Raw genomic sequence first — 18,815 nt, forward strand, 5'->3', positions numbered from 1 at the left:
GATACATTGAAAGGGATAACAGTGGACAAAATAGTGTCTAATATTTTAGTTGTTGACGATTCAAAAGCAATTTTGATCGTTATGGAAGCTATACTTAACGAATTGGGTATGTCTAACACTATAACTACGTGCCTGAATGCAAAAGAAGCTCTTGAAAAAGTAAAAGAAGATGTTAACTACTTTGATGCTATTTTTACTGATCTCAATATGCCCGAAATGGACGGCATGGAACTAATCCGCCACTTAGGAGAGTTACATTATCAAGGCGGTATTATAATTGTTTCTGAAATGGACCATAAAGTTATTAGCTTAGCTGCCAATCTCGCGAAACAACATAACGCTCACCTCATTGGTAATATTTCAAAGCCAGTGCAACTGTCTCAGGTTAGTAGGTTACTTATTAAAGTGGCGCAATTAAACAGCCACACTTTATTAAAAGAGTCGGCCATTTCAAAAGATGAGCTTATTGATGCATTAAAAAACGATGAAATAACGCCTTTTTACCAACCAAAAATAAACGCTGATAACAATAAAATTGAAAGCGTTGAAGTCTTAGCACGTATTTTATCAAGTAAAGACGGCAATATTATTTTACCTAACCGTTTTATAAACACTGCCGAACAACACAACTTAATTAATCAAATTACATTTTCTCTTTTTGAAAAGGCCACCAGCGAATTCAAAAATATGAAAGCGCAACTAGGTCATGATTTTAAAATGGCATTTAATTTATCGCCAACTCAGCTCGACGACTTAAACTGCCCTAATAAATTACTGCTCATTTTAGAATTAAACCAACTCACGCCTAGTAATATAATTATAGAAATAACAGAACAACATGCACTCTCAAGCCTCATGCAATTAGAAACACTAAACAGATTAAGAATGCATGGCTTTGGTATATCGCTAGACGACTTTGGTGTTGGTTTTACTAATATGAATCAGCTTCGAAATCTTCCTTTTACTGAAATTAAAATAGACCGTTCACTTATTAGCCATATAGAAACAGATTTATTTTCTCAAGTGGTCGTAAGTTCGTTATTTAATATTACGAGTAAAGATAATTTAGACTTAGTAGCAGAAGGTGTTGAACGACCAGAAGAGCTCGTTTATTTAAGGCATTATAGAAGAAAACTAGCCATACAAGGTTTTTTATTTAGCCGCCCTAAACCACAAAACGAATTTATATCTTGGGCTAAAGATTGGCTGAAAACTGATGGCAGCCCCGCTTAAAGCGGTATTAATATTTAATCGGGGCTGGTTAACTAATTATCACCCCGAGTGTGTTTATCTTCTTCACTGACTATATGCGCACTGCTTGCTAAACGTTTGTGCCAACGCTGCCTTGCTACTGCGCGCATATTAGTAGATTGGTCACGCTCATCTACAATCTCTAGCCCCATTAAAGCTTCAATCATATCCTCTAGCGTTACAATACCTTGCACGTCACCGTACTCATCTACAACTAGGCATATATGCGTGCGCTTTGTTAAAAGAGTTTGCAGTAACGACGATACATTTTGAGAACTCGGCACCGTATAAATAGGCTTAATCAATTTGCTAATTTTGTAATCGGTACCTAAACGGTGAAATGCCAGCATAATATCGTTTTTATGCACAAACCCAACAATATCGTCGCTGTCTTTATCAAATACCAATATACGAGAAAATGACGACGAGCCGTGATCGTTTAAATACTGATTTACTGTTAAGTCTTTGTGGATTTTAAAAATTACAGTTCGAGGCGTCATTAAGTCGCATAATTTTGCATGTCTAAAATGCAATAAATTACGAATTATTTCGGACTCATCCTGATGTAATGCACCCGACTCCGTACCTATATCAGCCATTGCCTCTATCTCTTGACGAATATAGTATGCCTCATCGTGCTTTGGACCCATTAAATTTGTTAGCTTTTGTGCAAACCATACAAAAGGCTTTAGCAATATAACTAAAAACCTCAAAGCGTAAGTAACACTTGGCGTTAGAGCTCGCCAGTAATTAGCCCCCAAGGTTTTAGGAATAATTTCAGAAAGAATTAATACGAGGAATGTCATAATGGCTGATGCAATACCTACAGCCGCATCGGAAAACACGACAGCTGCCTGTGCGCCTACCCCAGCAGCACCCGCAGTATGGGCAACCGTATTTAAAGTTAAAATAGCAGCTAAAGGCTGATCTATATTGTTTTTAAGTTTTTCGAGCTGTTTAGCAAGCTCAGGATGATCTTTCCTAAGTGATGCAACATAGCTGGGCGAAATACTTAATAACACAGCCTCCATCACAGAACATAAAAACGAAATAACAATCGCCACTACCATATAAACTATCAGTAAAGTCACTTTCTCTCCTCTATATTGGATATGTGAGCATGGTATCAATACATGCTATATTTGGCCAAACTTCCAATAATAATAGGCATAATAATGAAATTTAGCGCACCATGGTGTCATCAAAATAAGCTATTTAAGTACGCAGCGACTCTTTTAACGCTTAGCAGCTTAAGCTTTGCTGCAATAGCTGCACCATTGGATAAATCAAAAATTCAGTTTATCGGCCCACTTGCCGAAGATATGCAGTTAAAGCCTTTTCAGACACCTCATGGCAGTGCGATTATTAACAACCTATTGCCGCAACTACAAGCAGACTCAGATAGTTTTTCTGTATTTGGGAAAAAACAAAACTGGCAGCCGTTTAATAAAATCAATGCGCTCACTTTAGGTGGGTTACAGGCACTAAAATTTAATATTGAAACTACCCGCTTTACACAAGGTACGCTTACCTTAAAAGGGATTGAGCAAGGTCAGTTATTTATTAATGGCGAACTACAAACAGGCGATAAAAATAGCTATAAGTTAGCTTTAAATAACAGTACTCACTCTATTTTAATAGTAGCCCAACAAGTAGCTAATTGGCACGATGTAATGCTTGATTTTGCACCTAAAAGCGACGTTGATAAAATTACGCTTAGCGCCTCAAAAACAAAACGCTTATCTGCAAAACAATTGTTTGATGCCCCTACAATCAGCCAATTATCACTCGCACCTAATGCTAAGCAGTACGTTACTACTACTCGCACTTATAGCGATAAAACACAAAACCAAGCAAATACAGTTACTGTACTTAAAGATTCAGATAATCAAACGCTTTATCGCTTCGAAGCAGGCCAACCAAGTAACATTATTTGGAGTCCAGATAACCAATTTTTAGTGTATTTGTTAAATGGTGAACTTAAACAACTTAGCCGTAAAAACTTCTCAATAAAAACATTAGCAAACGATTTAGAAGGAGCCAATGGCTTTACCTTTTATAACGACACCAGTCTTTTGTTTAGCTGGTCTAAATCACCTGAGAGCACTAACAGCTTAACCAAGCACTATAAAGGTCTACAAGATCGTTGGTCGTATGCACGTACCACCAGCCAAATTTACATGCTTGATACTAAAAGTGGTTTAACAAAAGCACTTAGCCAAGGTCCTCTTTCTTACAGCCTTGAAGATTCAAATAGTAACCGTGGCAAAATATTAATGAGCCGCCCAGTAATGGCAATGCAAGCATCAACCCACCCTGAAACAGAGTTAGCCGAACTCGATTTAAAATCAAACAAGCTTTCATCGCTTGGTAAATTCAAAACATTTAATTTAGCCAAATACGCAAATAAAGATATTTATGTAATTGCAGGCCCCGATTTTAAAAATGGCGCAGGCAGAGCATTGCCAAAAGCAATGCTTGCCAATAACTACGACGGGCAACTGTATTTACTTACCGAAAACGGTAAAAATGTAAAAGCTTTCAGTAAGCAGTTCGATTCTGCTATTGGCCAACTGCAAGTTTTAGAAAACGGCGATGCGCTCATTAAAGTAACAGAGCAAGACACTCAACCGCTTTACCTATTTGATTTAAGTAAACAGCGCTTTAAAAAGTTAAATACAGGATTGGATATTGTTGAACAATTTAGTTACTCACACGACCGTAATACCGAAATTTTATTAAGTGGCACTAACGCTTTAGCGCCACAACAGCTAAAGCGCCTTAACGTAAGTAAAAATAAAACAGATTTAATATGGGATTCAAAACCAAGTAGCTATGCAAATACACGACTCCCTACATTAGAAGAGTTTAATTTTAAAAATAAACATGGTGTCGAAATCACTGGCCGCGTTTATATTCCTAGCAACTTAGATAAAACTAAAAAGCACCCGGCGCTCGTGTATTACTACGGCGGCACTTCACCAGTTACGCGTGGTTTTACAGGTCGTTATCCGTTTAACTTATGGGCAGAAAATGGCTACGTTGTTTATGTAGTACAGCCTACTGGCGCAACAGGGTTTGGACAAAAGTTTTCAGCGCAGCATGTTAATGCCTGGGGCGACTACACTGCAGACGATATTATCGAAGGCACGCAAGCCTTTTTAAAGAAATACAACTATGTTGATAGTGAAAAGGTAGGAAATTTAGGGGCATCATACGGTGGCTTCATGACCATGTTATTGGCAACTAAAACCGATATATTTAGTGCTTCAATAGCTCATGCGGGTATTTCTAATATTACCTCGTATTGGGGTGAAGGTTGGTGGGGCTACTTATATTCTGGCGAAGCATCAAAAAATAGCTTTCCGTGGAATAACCCTGAGCTTTACAGCAAGCACAGCCCTGTGTTTCATGCCGACAAAGTAACAACACCTATGCTACTTCTTCATGGTGATAGTGATACCAATGTACCTGTTGGCGAAAGCTTAACAATGTACACTGCGCTTAAACTGCTTAATAAGGACGTAGAGTTAATCGAATACAAAGGCGCCGACCACCAAATTTTTGCACGCGATAAACGATTTGATTGGTGGAACACCATGCTCGCATACTTTGATAAAAAGCTAAAAGATGAACCTCAATGGTGGGACTCAATGTATAAAAATGACTGAGCCTGAACCTTTAAAATAACGACTTAATACAGATTTATTAATAGTAGTATTAATTATTTAGCACCTTTTAATTAGTTTAAAGGTGCTAACCTCATCCTCTAATAACGTCTTATACACCTTTGAAATATTAAGTTACTTAAAACTAATAAACCCCCTTCTCAGCATTTACCTAATGGTGCTACCATACAGAGCTATAAGCATTCAAAATAAAGTACTATGGCTATTAATGTTTTATTGGTTGAAGACGATGAACTACTCGTTAAACGCATCCAAAATCACTTTGCAGATACCGAATTTACAATAGAGGTAGACCCAACTGGCGCTGATGCACTTAACATTGTAAGGCAGCGGGTAAACCTGCGCGGTGCTATATCATTAGCCATAATTGACATTGTTTTGCCAAAGCGTGATGGGCTTCAGCTGGCAAAAGAATTAAACACACTTACCGATATTGGCGTTATTGTATTATCGAGTCGTGACTCCCAAGCCGATCGTATTGCAGGCCTTGCACAAGGTGCTGATGACTATATTTGTAAGCCTGTCGATTTACTTGAGTTAGAACTTCGCATGCGCGCGCTCTATAAGCGTGTTGCCGTTAACCTAGAAGACGACGAAAGCGAAGAATTTATAGAATATGCTGACTTTAAGCTTCACCCCGATAACCGCACACTAATTACTGCTGCGGGCGTTGAGTCACGCTTAACTGAAGCCGAACATAAAGTGCTTATTTGCTTAATTAGTAATGCAGGTAAAGCCACATCCCGTGAAAAAATATCAGAAGAAATAGGCCAGCCCGATTGGAGCCCAAACGATCGTACTGTTGATGTGCTTATTGGTCGTTTACGTAAAAAATTAAATGACGAAAAAGATCAAAAACGTATTGTTACCGTTCGCGGTAAAGGCTATATGCTTTCTATTTAATACTTAGTTAATTGCGCAATAAGGCGCTCAAATGCGCGGTAATTAAGTGCTTCTTTAAGCTCATTTAAACTAATGTTTTCAGCGCCTTTTAAATCACTAATTGTACGCGCCACCTTAATTACTCTATGGTAAGAGCGTGGCGATAAAGATAACTTCTCGCTTGCTCTAGCTAAAAACTGCAACTCTGCTGGCGCCAGTACACAGTGCACACTCATTTCTTTATTATTAAGCCTCGCATTAACCTTACCTTGGCGTTTTAGCTGTAGGTAATAAGCCGCTTCAACTCTTGCTCTAACCTCAGCACTACTTTCCTCTGGCTGAGTACTTTGTAGTTCAACGCTCGTTAGACGAGGCAGTTCTATTTGCAAATCAATACGGTCAATAAAAGGTCCTGATACTCGCGATAAATAACGCATAACTTGATCGGGAGTTGCCCGCTTATCAGTATGGCTCCCTGTTGGGCTTGGATTTAATGCTGTAATAAGCTGAAACTGCGCCGGAAACTCCATTTGCCTTGCTGCACGTGAAATAGTAACCGTGCCGGTCTCCATTGGCTCACGCAGTGAATCAAGCACCTTACGCTCGAACTCCGGTAATTCGTCCAAAAAAAGTACGCCATTATGCGCCAATGAAATTTCACCGGGCTTCGGGTTTGAAGAGCCACCCACTAAAGCAACAGCTGAGCATGTATGATGCGGATTACGAAATGGCCGCTGTCGCCAATTAGTTAAATCTATGGATTGCCCAATAATGGAGTAAAGCGCGGCAGTCGAAATAGCTTCATCGTCCGACATAGTAGGCATTATAGTTGCCATTCGCTGAGCAAGCATTGATTTACCAGTGCCTGGTGGACCTAAAAATAATAAATTATGCCCGCCAGCTGCAGCAATTTCGAGTACTCGCTTTGCACCGGGCTGACCTTTCACATCGCTTAAATCAAGTAAAAAGTCAGGGGCTTGTGTGCAGTCGGGATACTCTATATTTAATGGTAAGGGTTGTTGATTAAGTAAATCCCCCCACACTTCTTGAATAGAGCTTACGGCTTTGCGTTTAACGCCATTAACTAGGCTTGCTAGGCTGTCGTTTGCAATAGGTAAAAAGCAGCAACGATCTTGCTCTTTTGCAGCAAGTACCGAAGGTAAAATAGCGTTTACACCACGCACCTCACCATTAAGAGCAAGCTCACCATAAAACTCGTACTTGTGAATATCAGGACACACTATTTGCCCAGAGGCGACTAAAATACCCACCGCAATAGCAAGATCAAACCGTCCGCCATCTTTTGGCAAATCGGCAGGGGCTAAATTTACAGTTATTCGTTGATCGGGAAAACCAAATTGTGAGTTTTCGAGTGCGCTACGTACTCTATCTTTTGATTCTTTAACGGACGCTTCGGGCAGGCCTACTATATGAAAAGCGGGTAAACCATTTCCTAGGTGAACTTCTACAATAACTTCAGGGGCATTTATACCCACTTGAGCACGAGAAAATATACGAGCTAACGACATTCCTTATCCTAGTAAATGGTGTGATTACACCAGTTTAGTCAGGATATTTAAAAACGTGTAATGTGATTTGCCATTTTATAGCAGCTAAACGAAGTAATAAGGTCATTAACATACCTAATACCATCGCCATTTCGGTTACTAACGAAAAACTAATGCCAAGCGTATAAACAGTGCCACCCGCTATACAGGTAATAGCGTAAAGCTCACCTTTTAATAGCATAGGGATCTCGCGTGCAAGCACATCTCGAATTAATCCACCAAAGCAGCCTGTAATTACAGCCATAATTACCGCTGTCATATCGGGCATACCAACAAGCTGCGCTTTTTGCGCCCCCATTACTGCAAAAAAAGCTAAACCAAACGCATCCGCTGTTTGTAAAATATAATGAGGTATCGGCTTTTGTTTATTTATAAGGCGTGTTGTAACAAATACTGAAGCTAGTATGGCAAAAAAGTAACTTTGATCGTGTAACCAAAACACAGGAACATCTAAAATTAGATCTCGCACTGTACCACCACCAATAGCAGTTACCGTCGCTAAAACTACGACTCCAAAGCCATCCATTTTTTTTTCGTACGCTAGCAAAGTGCCCGACACAGCAAACACCGCAATGCCTATTAAATCAAACCAGTGATAAAGTTCTGTCATGTGATGTGTATTGTTACTTAAAATCTTTTAACCGTTTTAACATAAAATACTCTTTTTTAAAAAATAAGTTATTTGTTAAACGTCACAGATATTAGAGTAAAGTCATTAAATAAAGCAGAATATAAGGTATTTTATCAAACTGCTGACACAAAAAATCACTCGATAAAGAGTGCGATTTTGTTTTAAATTTTTAGATATTTAATTTCAGTGGTTGCGGGAGCTTGAGTTTATAAAAAGCGAACCGACGACCTTCGCTTACTTATGCAGAGTATTTTGCGCAGTAACAGTGGGTTTAAATTTATAAGAATTTATTAAACTGCAGACGTAAAAAATCACTCGATAAAGAGTGCTATTTTATTTTAGCTTTTTAGGTATTTAATTTCAGTGGTTGCGGGAGCATGAGTTTGTAAAAAGCGAACCGACGACCTTCGCTTACTTATGCAGAGTATTTTGCGTAGTAACGGTGAGTTTTATAATTATAGGAATTAATTAAACTGCAGACGCAAAAAATCACTCGATAAAGAGTGCGATTTTGTTTTAGCTTTTTATGTATTTAATTTCAGTGGTTGCGGGAGCCGGATTTGAACCGACGACCTTCGGGTTATGAGCCCGACGAGCTACCAGACTGCTCCATCCCGCGCCTGTAATTTGTAGACTTGTTTAAAGTTGCTTACATTACAACTTGGCTTCCAATTAAAGAATTGGTTGCGGGAGCCGGATTTGAACCGACGACCTTCGGGTTATGAGCCCGACGAGCTACCAGACTGCTCCATCCCGCGCCTGTGTATTTTAAGTCTATCGACTACTTTATTTTATCTCTTAAGCTAGAGTTTACAGTAACCAAATCTTATAAAAAATTGGTTGCGGGAGCCGGATTTGAACCGACGACCTTCGGGTTATGAGCCCGACGAGCTACCAGACTGCTCCATCCCGCGCCTGAAATTTGTAGACTTGTTTAAAGTTGCTTACATTACAACTTGGCTTCCAATTAAAGAATTGGTTGCGGGAGCCGGATTTGAACCGACGACCTTCGGGTTATGAGCCCGACGAGCTACCAGACTGCTCCATCCCGCGCCTGTGTATTTTAAGTCTATCGACTACTTTATTTTATCTCTTAAGCTAGAGTTTACAGTAACCAAATCTTATAAAAAATTGGTTGCGGGAGCCGGATTTGAACCGACGACCTTCGGGTTATGAGCCCGACGAGCTACCAGACTGCTCCATCCCGCGCCTGTAATTTCTTTAAAACATTTTCGTAATATTTACGAGCCTGCCTTGAAGAGAGCGCTACTATATAGGAATAAACATTTAATGCAAGGCCTAAACTAATTAAAGTTGTTCAACCGAACAAAAAGCAATCAAATTGCTATTCTGCGCTCAACCTTTGATGCGGATTAATCATTTTTTGCCATTCCCAGTCTGGATGCCCCATCACTATAAAGTCAGGGTTCTCAGTACTCTCGCGTTGGTTGTACGTTAGCGGGTTAAATTCTGCATCGGTAATACAACCACCGGCTTCTTCAACAATAACTTGTGAAGCACCTGTATCCCACTCTCCCGTTGGACCAATTCTTAAAAAACAATCTGCTTTACCTTCTGCAACAGTACAAGCTTTTAATGAGCACGAGCCAATAGCAATAGTTGTAAACTGACTATTTAAATACTGACTCACCGCTTCTATTTTTTGGCGGCGGCTCACTGCAAGCGTCAAGTTCTCTGGCGGCGCTACAGATATTTGCTTATCAATTGAGTTTTCACGTTTAAAGGCACCATTTTTAGCTGTAGCAAAATAAGTCACACCTTTTGCAGGCCAATGAATAACGCCAAGCACAGGATGATTATTTTCAATCAATGCAATGTTTACTGCAAAGTCGCCACTTTCTAAAATAAATTCGCCTGTACCATCCATCGGATCGAGTAACCAATAACGCTGCCAGTCCTGTCTGTCGGCAAGTGCAGGTATAGGTGTTTCTTCCGACATAATTGGGATATCGGGCGCTAAGACTTTTAATCCAGCAACCAGTACGTCATTTGCTGCTAAGTCAGCTTTGGTAACAGGCGTATTATCTGATTTCTCTTGTTGGCCAATATCGCCTTTTTTATAAATGGCCATAATTGCATCGCCAGCACGCTCAGCTAATTCAATACACGGTTCGATTAATTTATTCATCGGCAGCTCCAGACGCTAAATACTTATCTAATAATAGCAAAGCTGCAACACTGCGTGCTTCGGTAAAATCTTCTTGGTCTAATAATGACTGCCACTGAGTTAATGGCCACTTAACAACAACAAGCGGCTCTGGTTCGTCGCCAATAAGGGTTTGTGGGTATAATTGCTTAGCAAATAAAATATGCATAGTGGCATTAAAGTAACTCGGCGCCATTGTTACTGTTCTTAATGGTTTAAAATACTCAGCACCAAAGCCAATTTCTTCTTTAAGCTCTCTGTTAGCAGCTTGCTCTGGCGTTTCGCCCGGATCGATTAAGCCTTTAGGAAAACCTAACTGGTAATCGTTTGTGCCCGCACAGTATTCACGTACAAGTAGTAATTCGTTGTCTGCACTTAACGGAACAATCATCACTGCTCCCCGGCCACCGCCGCGAATTCGCTCATACTGACGCTCTTCGTTATTAGAAAACTTTAGCTCTAAAGACTCCACAGTAAACAGGCGGCTTTTAGCGACAACATTGTTACTGAGGATTTGTGGTGGTGTTGGGTGCTTTTTCTGTGTCATTGGCGTTAATTTGCTATCATGGCAGTTAGTTCAATAATAAACCTTATAAGTTGAAATTCCTATGTTAAATTGGTCAAAAATCGATACCGTTTTGCTCGACATGGATGGAACATTACTCGATTTACATTACGACAGTCATTTTTGGCTTAACGTTATTCCTGCGCAACACGCATTAGCAAGGGGCATTAGCCTAGATGCAGCTAAAGCAGATATTTTAAAACGCTATCAAGCTGTGAGCGGTCAAATACAGTGGTATTGTTTAGATTATTGGGAGCAGCAATTAAGCTTGCCTATAATGGAGCTTAAACGAGAGTCTCAGCATTTAATTAAAATGCGCGAAGACGTACCTCATTTTTTAACTGAGCTTAAAAAAGCAGGCAAAGAGTTAATTTTACTTACCAACGCCCACCCTGAGAGTGTCATGCTTAAATTTGAGCATACAGCGATTGATAACTACCTAGATGGCGTAGTGTCTACTCATGAATATGGAGTAAGTAAAGAGCAACAAAGTTTGTGGCACCAAGTACAAAAAGACTTAGGGTTTAATAAGCAGCGCACTTTGTTTGTAGATGACAGTGTGCCGGTTTTGAATGCCGCACGAGAATACGGCATTGAGCACTTACTTGCAGTTGCTAACCCAGATAGCCAACAACCACATAACGAAATAGCCGATTACCTAAGTGTTACCGACTATCGTAAGATTATCTAACTCAACTTACGTGACTTAAATTTTTGGGTAACGCGCTTCTAGCCCTTGATATACTAACTTTGCAAAATCTGCATGTTCTGTATCAAGGCTTTTAACTACTTCAACTAAATGCTCGTTATCTTCTTGCCCATTCCATTCTTTAATATAGCTACCATCTTTGTAACCGTGATCTTGGCGGAAAAAGTTTAACGTATTTTTACCTACGTAGCCGCGATATAAATCATCAATATCCATACCTATTTGCGCCATACAGCCGGCAAAAGCACCTGCATTAAACGTTTTATCAGCAACAGCAGACGCCGCTAATATCTCTAGTGTTTGTTTAAAGTCATCAGCTTGTTGAGCATTACTAAGCTCAGTTTCAAGTTGCTTTGCTAAGTCTTCGTAGCTAGTTTCGCCGTCAATTCTAAGCGATAGACCAAAATGAAAAATATCAACCAACTCTAAAATAACTTGTTCAGTATCTGGTGTTTGTTTTTTCCACCATTTCCAACCATGATGATCTAGCATTTCAGCACACTCAACCCAAATAGCGCGGTACCATTCAAACCCTTGAGTAAACCATTGCTCATGTACTTTAGTATTCATGGCGTTTTGCATTTCTAGCATCACTACTAGCTTGTTTAAATTGGCAGACATATCAATTCCTGTCGTTTTGGTTGGCGTAATTTTCGTTGGTGTAATAATACAGATAAAATGCTGATTGTGCATTGCTGTATATTTTTATTAGTGTGCTAGTTATGTTTATCGTGACGTCGTAAACTCATGCCATGAATCAATTAAATCAATGAAATCTTCAAAGCCACAACCACTACTTAAACCATTTTCTTCAAGCGCTAAATCGTCATCTTGATACGCTATTAGGTCTTCGCTGTCTTGATGAAGTGCATGGGCTTCAAATAATGCTTCGTCTTTCGTTAATATTAAATCTATTTCTTGGCCTTTTAGCGTTAGCGGCTCATAGCTTGAACTTACCGATGCAATAAGCGCTTGCACCATGGCTACTTTGTCTTTGCCTATTTCTTCGTTTAGCCAGCGACCAATAATAGCGTGTTCACTGCTTATTTTAATACGTAGCCCACTAATAGGGTCGCGAATAAATTGATATTCCATAGGGTTTGCCTGTAAATCTTTAATTGCGTAATTATATACGTAAACGCCCGTAAACCACAGGACATATAAAGTAAAATAGCGCCACATGGGCGCTATTTTACTCAACTTTAAAACCGTTAACTTCGCGATCTATAACGCGCTGCGTCAATGATCGACCATAAGTAAATAATAGGCACAAGTACAAAGCCTACAAGCACATAAATTAGTGCGTAACTTATTATAATAGCGAGTGCAAAAAATATAGCCGCTAAAATACGCCCTTGCACTAACTGCCCTAAACCAGGAAAAAATATATTACATAATGCTGCAATTACGTTACCGCCAGAACCTTGATCTGCCATACTAACCTCTGTATTTATTTGATTTTATAATTATTTACCTACACACTCTATGCCAATTTATTAAAGCTTACAAATCAAATAGTTAAATTAGTCTAGATTTAGAGAGTTGGTAGATTTTGCTAAAATTAGGTCAAATTAGCAATTATTGTTATCCGTTTACACTTTTTTATTCGCTTAATTAATTAGCAAGTTACTCGTTTTGAACACTATTTTATAAATAGCTGTTTATAAAAACAGTATTTTATTTAGCCTAACAAAAACACCTGTTATACTGCCCACAATATTGATTAAAAAGGCGTAACGATGGACGTTTCACAATTACTCGATGGCTTAAATGACAAACAACGCGATGCCGTTGCAGCCCCACTACAAAACATGCTGGTATTAGCAGGTGCTGGGTCTGGTAAAACACGAGTGTTAGTTCATCGTATTGCGTGGCTTATGCAAGTTGAGCAAGCCTCCGCTTACAGTATTTTTGCAGTTACATTTACTAATAAAGCCGCTAAAGAAATGCGTGGCCGCGTTGAAGAAACACTAAAAGCGCCTGTAGGTGGTATGTGGATTGGTACTTTCCATGGTTTATCGCATCGTATTTTACGTGCTCATCACCGTGAAGCTAATTTACCAGAAGCCTTTCAAATTTTAGACTCTGACGATCAGCTTCGGATGATCAAGCGCTTATTAAAATCGATGAATATTGATGATAAAAAATGGCCCGCTAAGCAATTTGGCTGGTACATAAGCGCCAAAAAAGATGAAGCACTTCGCCCTAAAGATATTCAAGCATACGATATTAATGAGCAAATGATGCTGCGTGTTTATGCCGCCTATCAAGAGGCCTGTGATAGAGCGGGCCTAGTTGATTTTGCTGAAATATTACTACGCAGCTACGAAGTGTTAAAAAATAACCCTACGTTACTGCGTCATTATCAGCAACGCTTTGCGCATATGCTCGTAGACGAGTTCCAAGATACAAATACCATTCAATATGCTTGGTTAAAATTACTTGCTGGCGATACTAACAGCATTATGATTGTAGGCGACGATGACCAAAGCATTTATGGTTGGCGTGGTGCTAAAATCGAAAACATTAAACGTTTTTTAACTGACTTTAGCGCAGAAACCATTCGTCTTGAACAAAACTACCGCTCAACAGCGACTATTTTGAAAGCGTCTAACGCATTAATTCAAAATAACTCAGAACGTATGGGTAAAAGCTTGTGGACCGACGGTAACGACGGCGAGCCAATCTCTATTTATGCAGCATTTAATGAGTTAGACGAAGCACGCTTTGTAAGTAGCAAACTACGAAGCTGGTTAAATGCAGGTAATGCCCTACAAGATGCCGCAATTTTATACCGTAGTAACGCGCAATCTCGTGTACTTGAGGAGGCCATGCTGCAAGAAGGCTTAAAATACCGTATTTATGGTGGTATGCGATTCTTCGAACGACAAGAAATTAAAGATGCGCTTTCGTATTTACGCCTAGTAGGTAATCGTCAAGACGATGCCGCGTTTGAGCGTGTAATTAATACGCCAGCACGCGGTATTGGTGATAAAACATTGAGCCATATACGAGATTGTGCACGAGCAGAATCGTTACCGCTTTGGTATGCCGCAAAAGCAATTGTAGAACAACAGCACTTATCTGGTCGTGCCTCTGGTGCAGTAAGTAAGTTTGTAGAACTAGTCGAACAAATAGAAGATAAAATTAGCGATCTAACTTTGCATGAGCAAGCCAAGTACACAATTCAAACCTCAGGCTTGATGGCAATGTACCAAGCTGAAAAAGGTGAAAAAGGCCGTGCTCGCGTAGAAAACTTAGAAGAGCTAATTAGCGCATGTGACCAGTACGAACTTCCTGAAGACGAAGAATACAGCTCGCCTTTACAAGGCTTTTTAGCACATACGTCACTTGAGTCGGGTGAAGGACAAGCAGAAGAGCACGAAGACGCCGTTCAAATGATGACACTTCACTCAGCTAAAGGCTTAGAGTTTCCGTTAGTGTTTATGGTGGGCGTAGAAGAAGGCATGTTCCCTTCTCAGCAAAGTAACGAAGAGTCTGGTCGTTTGGAAGAAGAGCGCCGCCTTTGTTATGTAGGCATGACACGAGCAATGGATAAGTTATACATTAGCCATGCTGAGAGTCGCCGTTTATACGGGCAAGAAAAATACCATAGCCCATCACGCTTTTTACGCGAAATACCTGAGGACTGCGTTGAAGAAATTCGTATTAAAACACAGGTTTCTCGCCCGCCTGCCGCCGGGCGTTTTAGCGCATCAGTTAGCCATGCCGCATTTGAAGACAGTGGCTTTAACTTAGGGCAACGAGTTTTGCATGCTAAGTTTGGTGTTGGTACCGTACTTAATTACGAAGGCAGTGGCGCGCAATCTCGCGTACAAGTTAACTTTGATGACCTTGGCAGTAAATGGTTAGTAACGGCCTATGCACGATTACAAGCTGTATAAAGCTCACCTAAATGAGTTAGAACAACAACTAGCTGGCGCGTATCATCGTCAGCTAGTGTTGATTACGGGCAGCCCTGCTTGGTGTTATGAATTACTTAACTCATTAATAGATGAAAACAATACACTTGTTGTATCAAAGCAGTGCGCGATTAAAAATTCGTACTGGCCTACTCGCACTCACCAAATTTTAGGGCAAGAATTTGCTCATGCTGTTTACGATGGTTTTAGTGGTTTACACCCTGATAAACTTGCAGCACTTACCGGCACCGTTAAAGCAGGCGGTATACTGTTTTTATTACTGCCCGAATTAAATGATTTAGCCTCTTGGCAAGACCCCTCATTAAGTACAGTGCAATCACACGGTCAGAGTATTGAATACAGTTTATTTAATCAACGTTTCGCGGCTATTATTAAGCAATTACCCGCTTTTCATTTTAGTGAAAAAAATGGCTGTATTAGTAATCTCGTCAGCTCTGTTACGCATAATAAAATTGATTATGTACCACAGCAAAACTGCGTTGAACAAATAGTAAAAATAGCTAATGGTCGTGCCAACAGGCCTTTACTCATTAATGCTGATAGAGGTAGAGGCAAATCGGCAGCACTTGGCTTAGCTGCCGCAAAATTGACTGATAAAAAAGTAATTATTTGCAGCACTCAGTTTAAAGCGACCCATAGTAGCTTTAAACATTTAGCCAACGAGTTAGACCTGCAATACAACGCTCAACATAAACAGCTCGCCAACTTGCACTACGTTGCACCTGACGCGTTATTAAATGCATTACCTGAGTGCGATTTATTACTCATTGATGAAGCTGCCGCGATCCCTGTACCGTTATTGCTAAAAATGCTAGCTCATTACCCTCGTATAGTCTTTGCAAGTACACTGGTTGGGTATGAGGGCAATGGTAGGGGTTATACCATTCGCTTTAGTAACTATATAAAAGCGCACTATAAAGCCTCTAAAGTTGTAACGCTTGATGAGCCACTGCGTTTTGCTAAACACGATCCCCTCGAGAAGCACATTCGCACCTTGCTTGCACTCGATGCACAATATAAAGAGTTAAGTAGTGAGCAATTAGAGCAGCCAGTTCACAGCGAAATAACTCAGCAATCCCTTGTAAACAATGAGCCTTTACTGCAACAAGTTATTGCCCTGCTTGCATTGGCTCACTATCAAAGTAGTGTAAACGATTTACGCCAACTACTAGACGCACCATCGCAACGAATATTCATCAGCAAAATTAACAATCGATTAGTTGGTGTATGTTTAATCGCAATAGAAGGTGGTTTAAGTGAAGAACTTGCTCTACAGGTTATAAGCGGAGAGCGCCGCCCACAGGGTCATTTAATGGCTCAAACCCTCTCACAACTTAGTTTTAATAATGACTACTTAACACAGTTGAGCGCTCGCGTTGTACGAATAGCGATTGATCCGAGTTCTCACAATATGGGTTTTGGTAAAAAGCTACTTAGCTATTGCGAGTCGCAAGTAAAAAGCCAATGTAGTTGGTTTGGTGCAAGCTTTGGCGCAACAGCGCAGCTACTTAACTTTTGGCAAAAACAAGGGTTTGATACCGTAAAACTGGGTTATCAACGCGATAAAAGCACAGCTGAACATTCAGCGCTTGTGGTTAAATGCTTAAGCAATAAAAGTGCAATTATCCAACCTTTGAAAAAGCAGTTTAAAAACGACTTTTTTTATGCTCTTTTAACACATTTTAAAACACTAGATTGGCAACTTGTAAGTATTTTAATTGAAGGATTTAGCGATGAGTTAGTAAGCCCCGAGACTCGCGAACGATTAGCCTTACTCGTAAACAGTAACTTCACTCAATTTAATATCTCTGCGACTCTCTGGCAGGTAGTGAATCAGTCTCCTTCTTGTATGTCTCAATTAACAGAGTCTGATAAACAACTTTTAATAAAGTTAGTGCTGCAAAATGAATGTAATGAAAAAGTGATTCAACACTTAGGTTTATTAGGAAAAAAGCAGCTTGAGAATCAATTTAAACGTGCCATAAAAAACCTCACTAGTGCCATCTAATAACTCCTAGTTACCTATCTCTATTAAATCTTATCCATCTTTAAGCTATTTATTTAATTTGTTCTATCCTTAAAGCATTAACAGGTAAATTAAGATAAAGGCATGGAATTAATAAACTTTAAAGTGGGCTGCAAAACAATTTCACTTAAAATACTCGATATTTTATTAACAGAGCGCTTTGACAATAATCTAACAACTTTACCCAACAATAATAAAAGCTTTATTGGTGTTAAAGATTATATGGATATACCAACGCCTGTGTTTGATTTAGGTATTATTTTAAATAATATCTCAACCGAACAAAGTAATGCGCATGTACTAAAACAACTAAGAACATGGCAAGAAAAACTATTAAACTGGTTCAATACCCTTCAAAGTAACTTGCTAAATAGCTCGGCTTCTATTTCAAGCAATGATGCAGAACTACAAGATTTTGTTCTGTTTTACAAAGAGTTCAACACCGATAATGAAGACTTAAAACTAACAATGTCTCGACTTAACGAACCTTTCCAATCATTGCTAGAAACGGTAAAAGAAGCTATATCAGCTCATAATCAAAGCGATTATAAACAAGTATCAGCTCTGCTCGAAAAAATTAAGCGTAGTAACCTAATTCAGCTAGAGCGTTTATTCGAATCAGCTAAAGAGCAAATAACCTTAGACTATAAACCTATTATTGTTTTTACCACTAAAGACGGCTTAAACCCACACGTAGGGTTATTGGTAGATAAAGTCGAAGATAATATCGACTATAAAAAAGAAGACATTAAACCACTAGATAAGCTCACTGAGGTTGGTTTTGATCTAGACCCACAAACTAAAAATATGATGCGAGGATTAATCAAGCTTACACAAAAGCACAGTGTATTAATTGATCCAAGCGTAATATTTAAACCAACACAACTAGAAGAATCTGAAAGTGAAGAAACTCAAGCTTACGGACTATTTTAAATAGTTGTTAGATTTGGTTATAAACTTTAGTACTGAAGTAAGGAGCTATTCTACTCGACTTGTACATTTAGATAAATTGGAGAGAAATCGAGTGCGTAATGTTAGTTACTCATATTTCACTTTTCTGCAAACGTAAAAAAGCCCGAATCGTTAGATCCGGGCTCGCTACAATGTGAAGTCGGTGCGCTACGCAGTAGAAAGTCACGTAGCAAATGCTAATTTATTGGCCGAATGGGGTATTGAGGGTTTTTGTTGTGATTCTAGCGTCGGGAGTCGCTACGCTCGACCTACATGCTAGGTGTTGACGAGTGTACATTAATTGCGCACACTTCACTTTTCTGCAGACGTAAAAAAGCCCGAATCGTTAGATTCGGGCTTTCTACAATTTGAAGCCTGGTAATGTCCTACTTTCACATAGCAAATGCTACACTATCATCGGCGCTGTTTCGT

At 39.5% G+C, this 18,815-nt stretch carries 15 protein-coding genes and 5 tRNA genes; 7 read left to right on the forward strand and 13 right to left on the reverse strand.

Features of this window, described 5'->3' with window-relative positions; genetic code table 11:
- Positions 1-21: 21 nt before the first annotated feature.
- Positions 22-1,233: an EAL domain-containing response regulator gene (locus I6F48_RS14760; RefSeq protein WP_197119726.1), complete on the forward strand. Its 1,212-nt coding sequence runs from the start codon at positions 22-24 to the stop codon at positions 1,231-1,233.
- A 32-nt stretch (positions 1,234-1,265) separates the two neighbouring features.
- On the opposite strand, the gene I6F48_RS14765 is transcribed toward I6F48_RS14760, so the two are convergent.
- A complete protein-coding gene (locus tag I6F48_RS14765) occupies positions 1,266-2,342 on the reverse strand; it encodes a hemolysin family protein (RefSeq protein ID WP_007587021.1) in 1,077 nt (358 codons plus the stop codon).
- Positions 2,343-2,426: 84 nt separating this feature from the next.
- Here I6F48_RS14765 and I6F48_RS14770 point away from each other — a divergent pair, with 84 nt between their 5' ends.
- Both I6F48_RS14770 and I6F48_RS14775 read left to right on the forward strand, forming a co-directional pair.
- On the forward strand, positions 2,427-4,922 hold the full coding sequence (locus I6F48_RS14770; RefSeq protein ID WP_197119727.1) for an alpha/beta hydrolase family protein: 2,496 nt from the start codon (positions 2,427-2,429) through the stop codon (positions 4,920-4,922).
- Between the two features lie 216 nt (positions 4,923-5,138).
- A complete protein-coding gene (locus I6F48_RS14775; protein ID WP_002957913.1) occupies positions 5,139-5,843 on the forward strand; it encodes a response regulator transcription factor in 705 nt (234 codons plus the stop codon).
- On the opposite strand, the gene I6F48_RS14780 is transcribed toward I6F48_RS14775, so the two are convergent.
- The 9 genes from I6F48_RS14780 to nudE all read right to left on the reverse strand — a co-directional run bounded on the left by I6F48_RS14780 (position 5,840) and on the right by nudE (position 10,735).
- Positions 5,840-7,351 (reverse strand): YifB family Mg chelatase-like AAA ATPase, encoded by a 1,512-nt coding sequence (locus I6F48_RS14780; protein WP_165727089.1) that lies wholly within the window; start codon positions 7,349-7,351, stop codon positions 5,840-5,842. The genes I6F48_RS14775 and I6F48_RS14780 overlap by 4 nt on opposite strands.
- Before the next feature lie 34 nt (positions 7,352-7,385).
- The gene (locus tag I6F48_RS14785; protein WP_007587018.1) at positions 7,386-8,000 is read right to left on the reverse strand and encodes a trimeric intracellular cation channel family protein; all 615 of its coding nucleotides are present in this window, start codon (positions 7,998-8,000) and stop codon (positions 7,386-7,388) included.
- Between the two features lie 563 nt (positions 8,001-8,563).
- A tRNA-Met gene (locus I6F48_RS14790) sits at positions 8,564-8,640 on the reverse strand.
- 62 nt (positions 8,641-8,702) lie between these two features.
- A tRNA-Met gene (locus I6F48_RS14795) sits at positions 8,703-8,779 on the reverse strand.
- A gap of 79 nt (positions 8,780-8,858) precedes the next feature.
- Positions 8,859-8,935: transfer RNA gene (locus I6F48_RS14800), tRNA-Met, on the reverse strand.
- 62 nt (positions 8,936-8,997) lie between these two features.
- Positions 8,998-9,074 (reverse strand) — tRNA-Met (locus tag I6F48_RS14805).
- A 79-nt stretch (positions 9,075-9,153) separates the two neighbouring features.
- Positions 9,154-9,230: transfer RNA gene (locus tag I6F48_RS14810), tRNA-Met, on the reverse strand.
- Positions 9,231-9,366: 136 nt separating this feature from the next.
- Entirely contained in the window at positions 9,367-10,170 is an 804-nt protein-coding gene (gene cysQ, locus I6F48_RS14815) for a 3'(2'),5'-bisphosphate nucleotidase CysQ (protein WP_007586545.1), read from the reverse strand.
- Entirely contained in the window at positions 10,163-10,735 is a 573-nt protein-coding gene (nudE, locus tag I6F48_RS14820) for an ADP compounds hydrolase NudE (RefSeq protein ID WP_007586548.1), read from the reverse strand. Before nudE ends, cysQ begins: the two co-directional genes overlap by 8 nt.
- A 61-nt stretch (positions 10,736-10,796) precedes the next feature.
- Here nudE and yrfG point away from each other — a divergent pair, with 61 nt between their 5' ends.
- Positions 10,797-11,444, forward strand: coding sequence for a GMP/IMP nucleotidase (yrfG, locus tag I6F48_RS14825; protein WP_007378908.1), 648 nt, complete (start codon positions 10,797-10,799; stop codon positions 11,442-11,444).
- Between the two features lie 15 nt (positions 11,445-11,459).
- On the opposite strand, the gene I6F48_RS14830 is transcribed toward yrfG, so the two are convergent.
- The 3 genes from I6F48_RS14830 to I6F48_RS14840 all read right to left on the reverse strand — a co-directional run bounded on the left by I6F48_RS14830 (position 11,460) and on the right by I6F48_RS14840 (position 12,898).
- Positions 11,460-12,083 (reverse strand): dUTP diphosphatase, encoded by a 624-nt coding sequence (locus tag I6F48_RS14830; protein ID WP_165726845.1) that lies wholly within the window; start codon positions 12,081-12,083, stop codon positions 11,460-11,462.
- A 105-nt stretch (positions 12,084-12,188) separates the two neighbouring features.
- Positions 12,189-12,557 carry a YacL family protein gene (locus tag I6F48_RS14835; RefSeq protein ID WP_024592461.1) on the reverse strand — a complete coding sequence of 123 codons (369 nt, stop codon included), beginning with the start codon at positions 12,555-12,557 and terminating at the stop codon, positions 12,189-12,191.
- 116 nt (positions 12,558-12,673) lie between these two features.
- Positions 12,674-12,898, reverse strand: coding sequence for a hypothetical protein (locus tag I6F48_RS14840; RefSeq protein ID WP_002963009.1), 225 nt, complete (start codon positions 12,896-12,898; stop codon positions 12,674-12,676).
- Between the two features lie 303 nt (positions 12,899-13,201).
- Between I6F48_RS14840 and uvrD the strand changes: the two genes are divergently transcribed.
- The 3 genes from uvrD (at position 13,202) to I6F48_RS14855 (ending at position 18,365) form a co-directional block, all read left to right on the forward strand.
- Positions 13,202-15,367 carry a DNA helicase II gene (uvrD, locus tag I6F48_RS14845; RefSeq protein ID WP_007586555.1) on the forward strand — a complete coding sequence of 722 codons (2,166 nt, stop codon included), beginning with the start codon at positions 13,202-13,204 and terminating at the stop codon, positions 15,365-15,367.
- Entirely contained in the window at positions 15,345-17,414 is a 2,070-nt protein-coding gene (locus tag I6F48_RS14850) for a GNAT family N-acetyltransferase (protein WP_197119728.1), read from the forward strand. The genes uvrD and I6F48_RS14850 overlap by 23 nt, the downstream gene beginning before the upstream one ends.
- A gap of 102 nt (positions 17,415-17,516) precedes the next feature.
- On the forward strand, positions 17,517-18,365 hold the full coding sequence (locus I6F48_RS14855; RefSeq protein ID WP_165727087.1) for a chemotaxis protein: 849 nt from the start codon (positions 17,517-17,519) through the stop codon (positions 18,363-18,365).
- The last annotated feature ends 450 nt before the right edge of the window (positions 18,366-18,815 follow it).

This window comes from Pseudoalteromonas sp. SWYJ118 (genome assembly GCF_015864505.1).
Lineage (GTDB): Bacteria > Pseudomonadota > Gammaproteobacteria > Enterobacterales > Alteromonadaceae > Pseudoalteromonas > Pseudoalteromonas arctica.

Coding starts and splice junctions, on each gene's coding strand:
- I6F48_RS14835 (WP_024592461.1), bottom strand. CDS start 12,557: ATGGAATATCAATTTATTCGCGACCCTATTAGTGGGCTACGTATTAAA.
- I6F48_RS14830 (WP_165726845.1), bottom strand. CDS start 12,083: ATGTCTGCCAATTTAAACAAGCTAGTAGTGATGCTAGAAATGCAAAAC.
- yrfG (WP_007378908.1), top strand. CDS start 10,797: ATGTTAAATTGGTCAAAAATCGATACCGTTTTGCTCGACATGGATGGA.
- I6F48_RS14785 (WP_007587018.1), bottom strand. CDS start 8,000: ATGACAGAACTTTATCACTGGTTTGATTTAATAGGCATTGCGGTGTTT.
- I6F48_RS14850 (WP_197119728.1), top strand. CDS start 15,345: ATGCACGATTACAAGCTGTATAAAGCTCACCTAAATGAGTTAGAACAA.
- I6F48_RS14840 (WP_002963009.1), bottom strand. CDS start 12,898: ATGGCAGATCAAGGTTCTGGCGGTAACGTAATTGCAGCATTATGTAAT.
- I6F48_RS14780 (WP_165727089.1), bottom strand. CDS start 7,351: ATGTCGTTAGCTCGTATATTTTCTCGTGCTCAAGTGGGTATAAATGCC.
- I6F48_RS14775 (WP_002957913.1), top strand. CDS start 5,139: ATGGCTATTAATGTTTTATTGGTTGAAGACGATGAACTACTCGTTAAA.
- I6F48_RS14770 (WP_197119727.1), top strand. CDS start 2,427: ATGAAATTTAGCGCACCATGGTGTCATCAAAATAAGCTATTTAAGTAC.
- cysQ (WP_007586545.1), bottom strand. CDS start 10,170: ATGAATAAATTAATCGAACCGTGTATTGAATTAGCTGAGCGTGCTGGC.
- I6F48_RS14855 (WP_165727087.1), top strand. CDS start 17,517: ATGGAATTAATAAACTTTAAAGTGGGCTGCAAAACAATTTCACTTAAA.
- nudE (WP_007586548.1), bottom strand. CDS start 10,735: ATGACACAGAAAAAGCACCCAACACCACCACAAATCCTCAGTAACAAT.
- uvrD (WP_007586555.1), top strand. CDS start 13,202: ATGGACGTTTCACAATTACTCGATGGCTTAAATGACAAACAACGCGAT.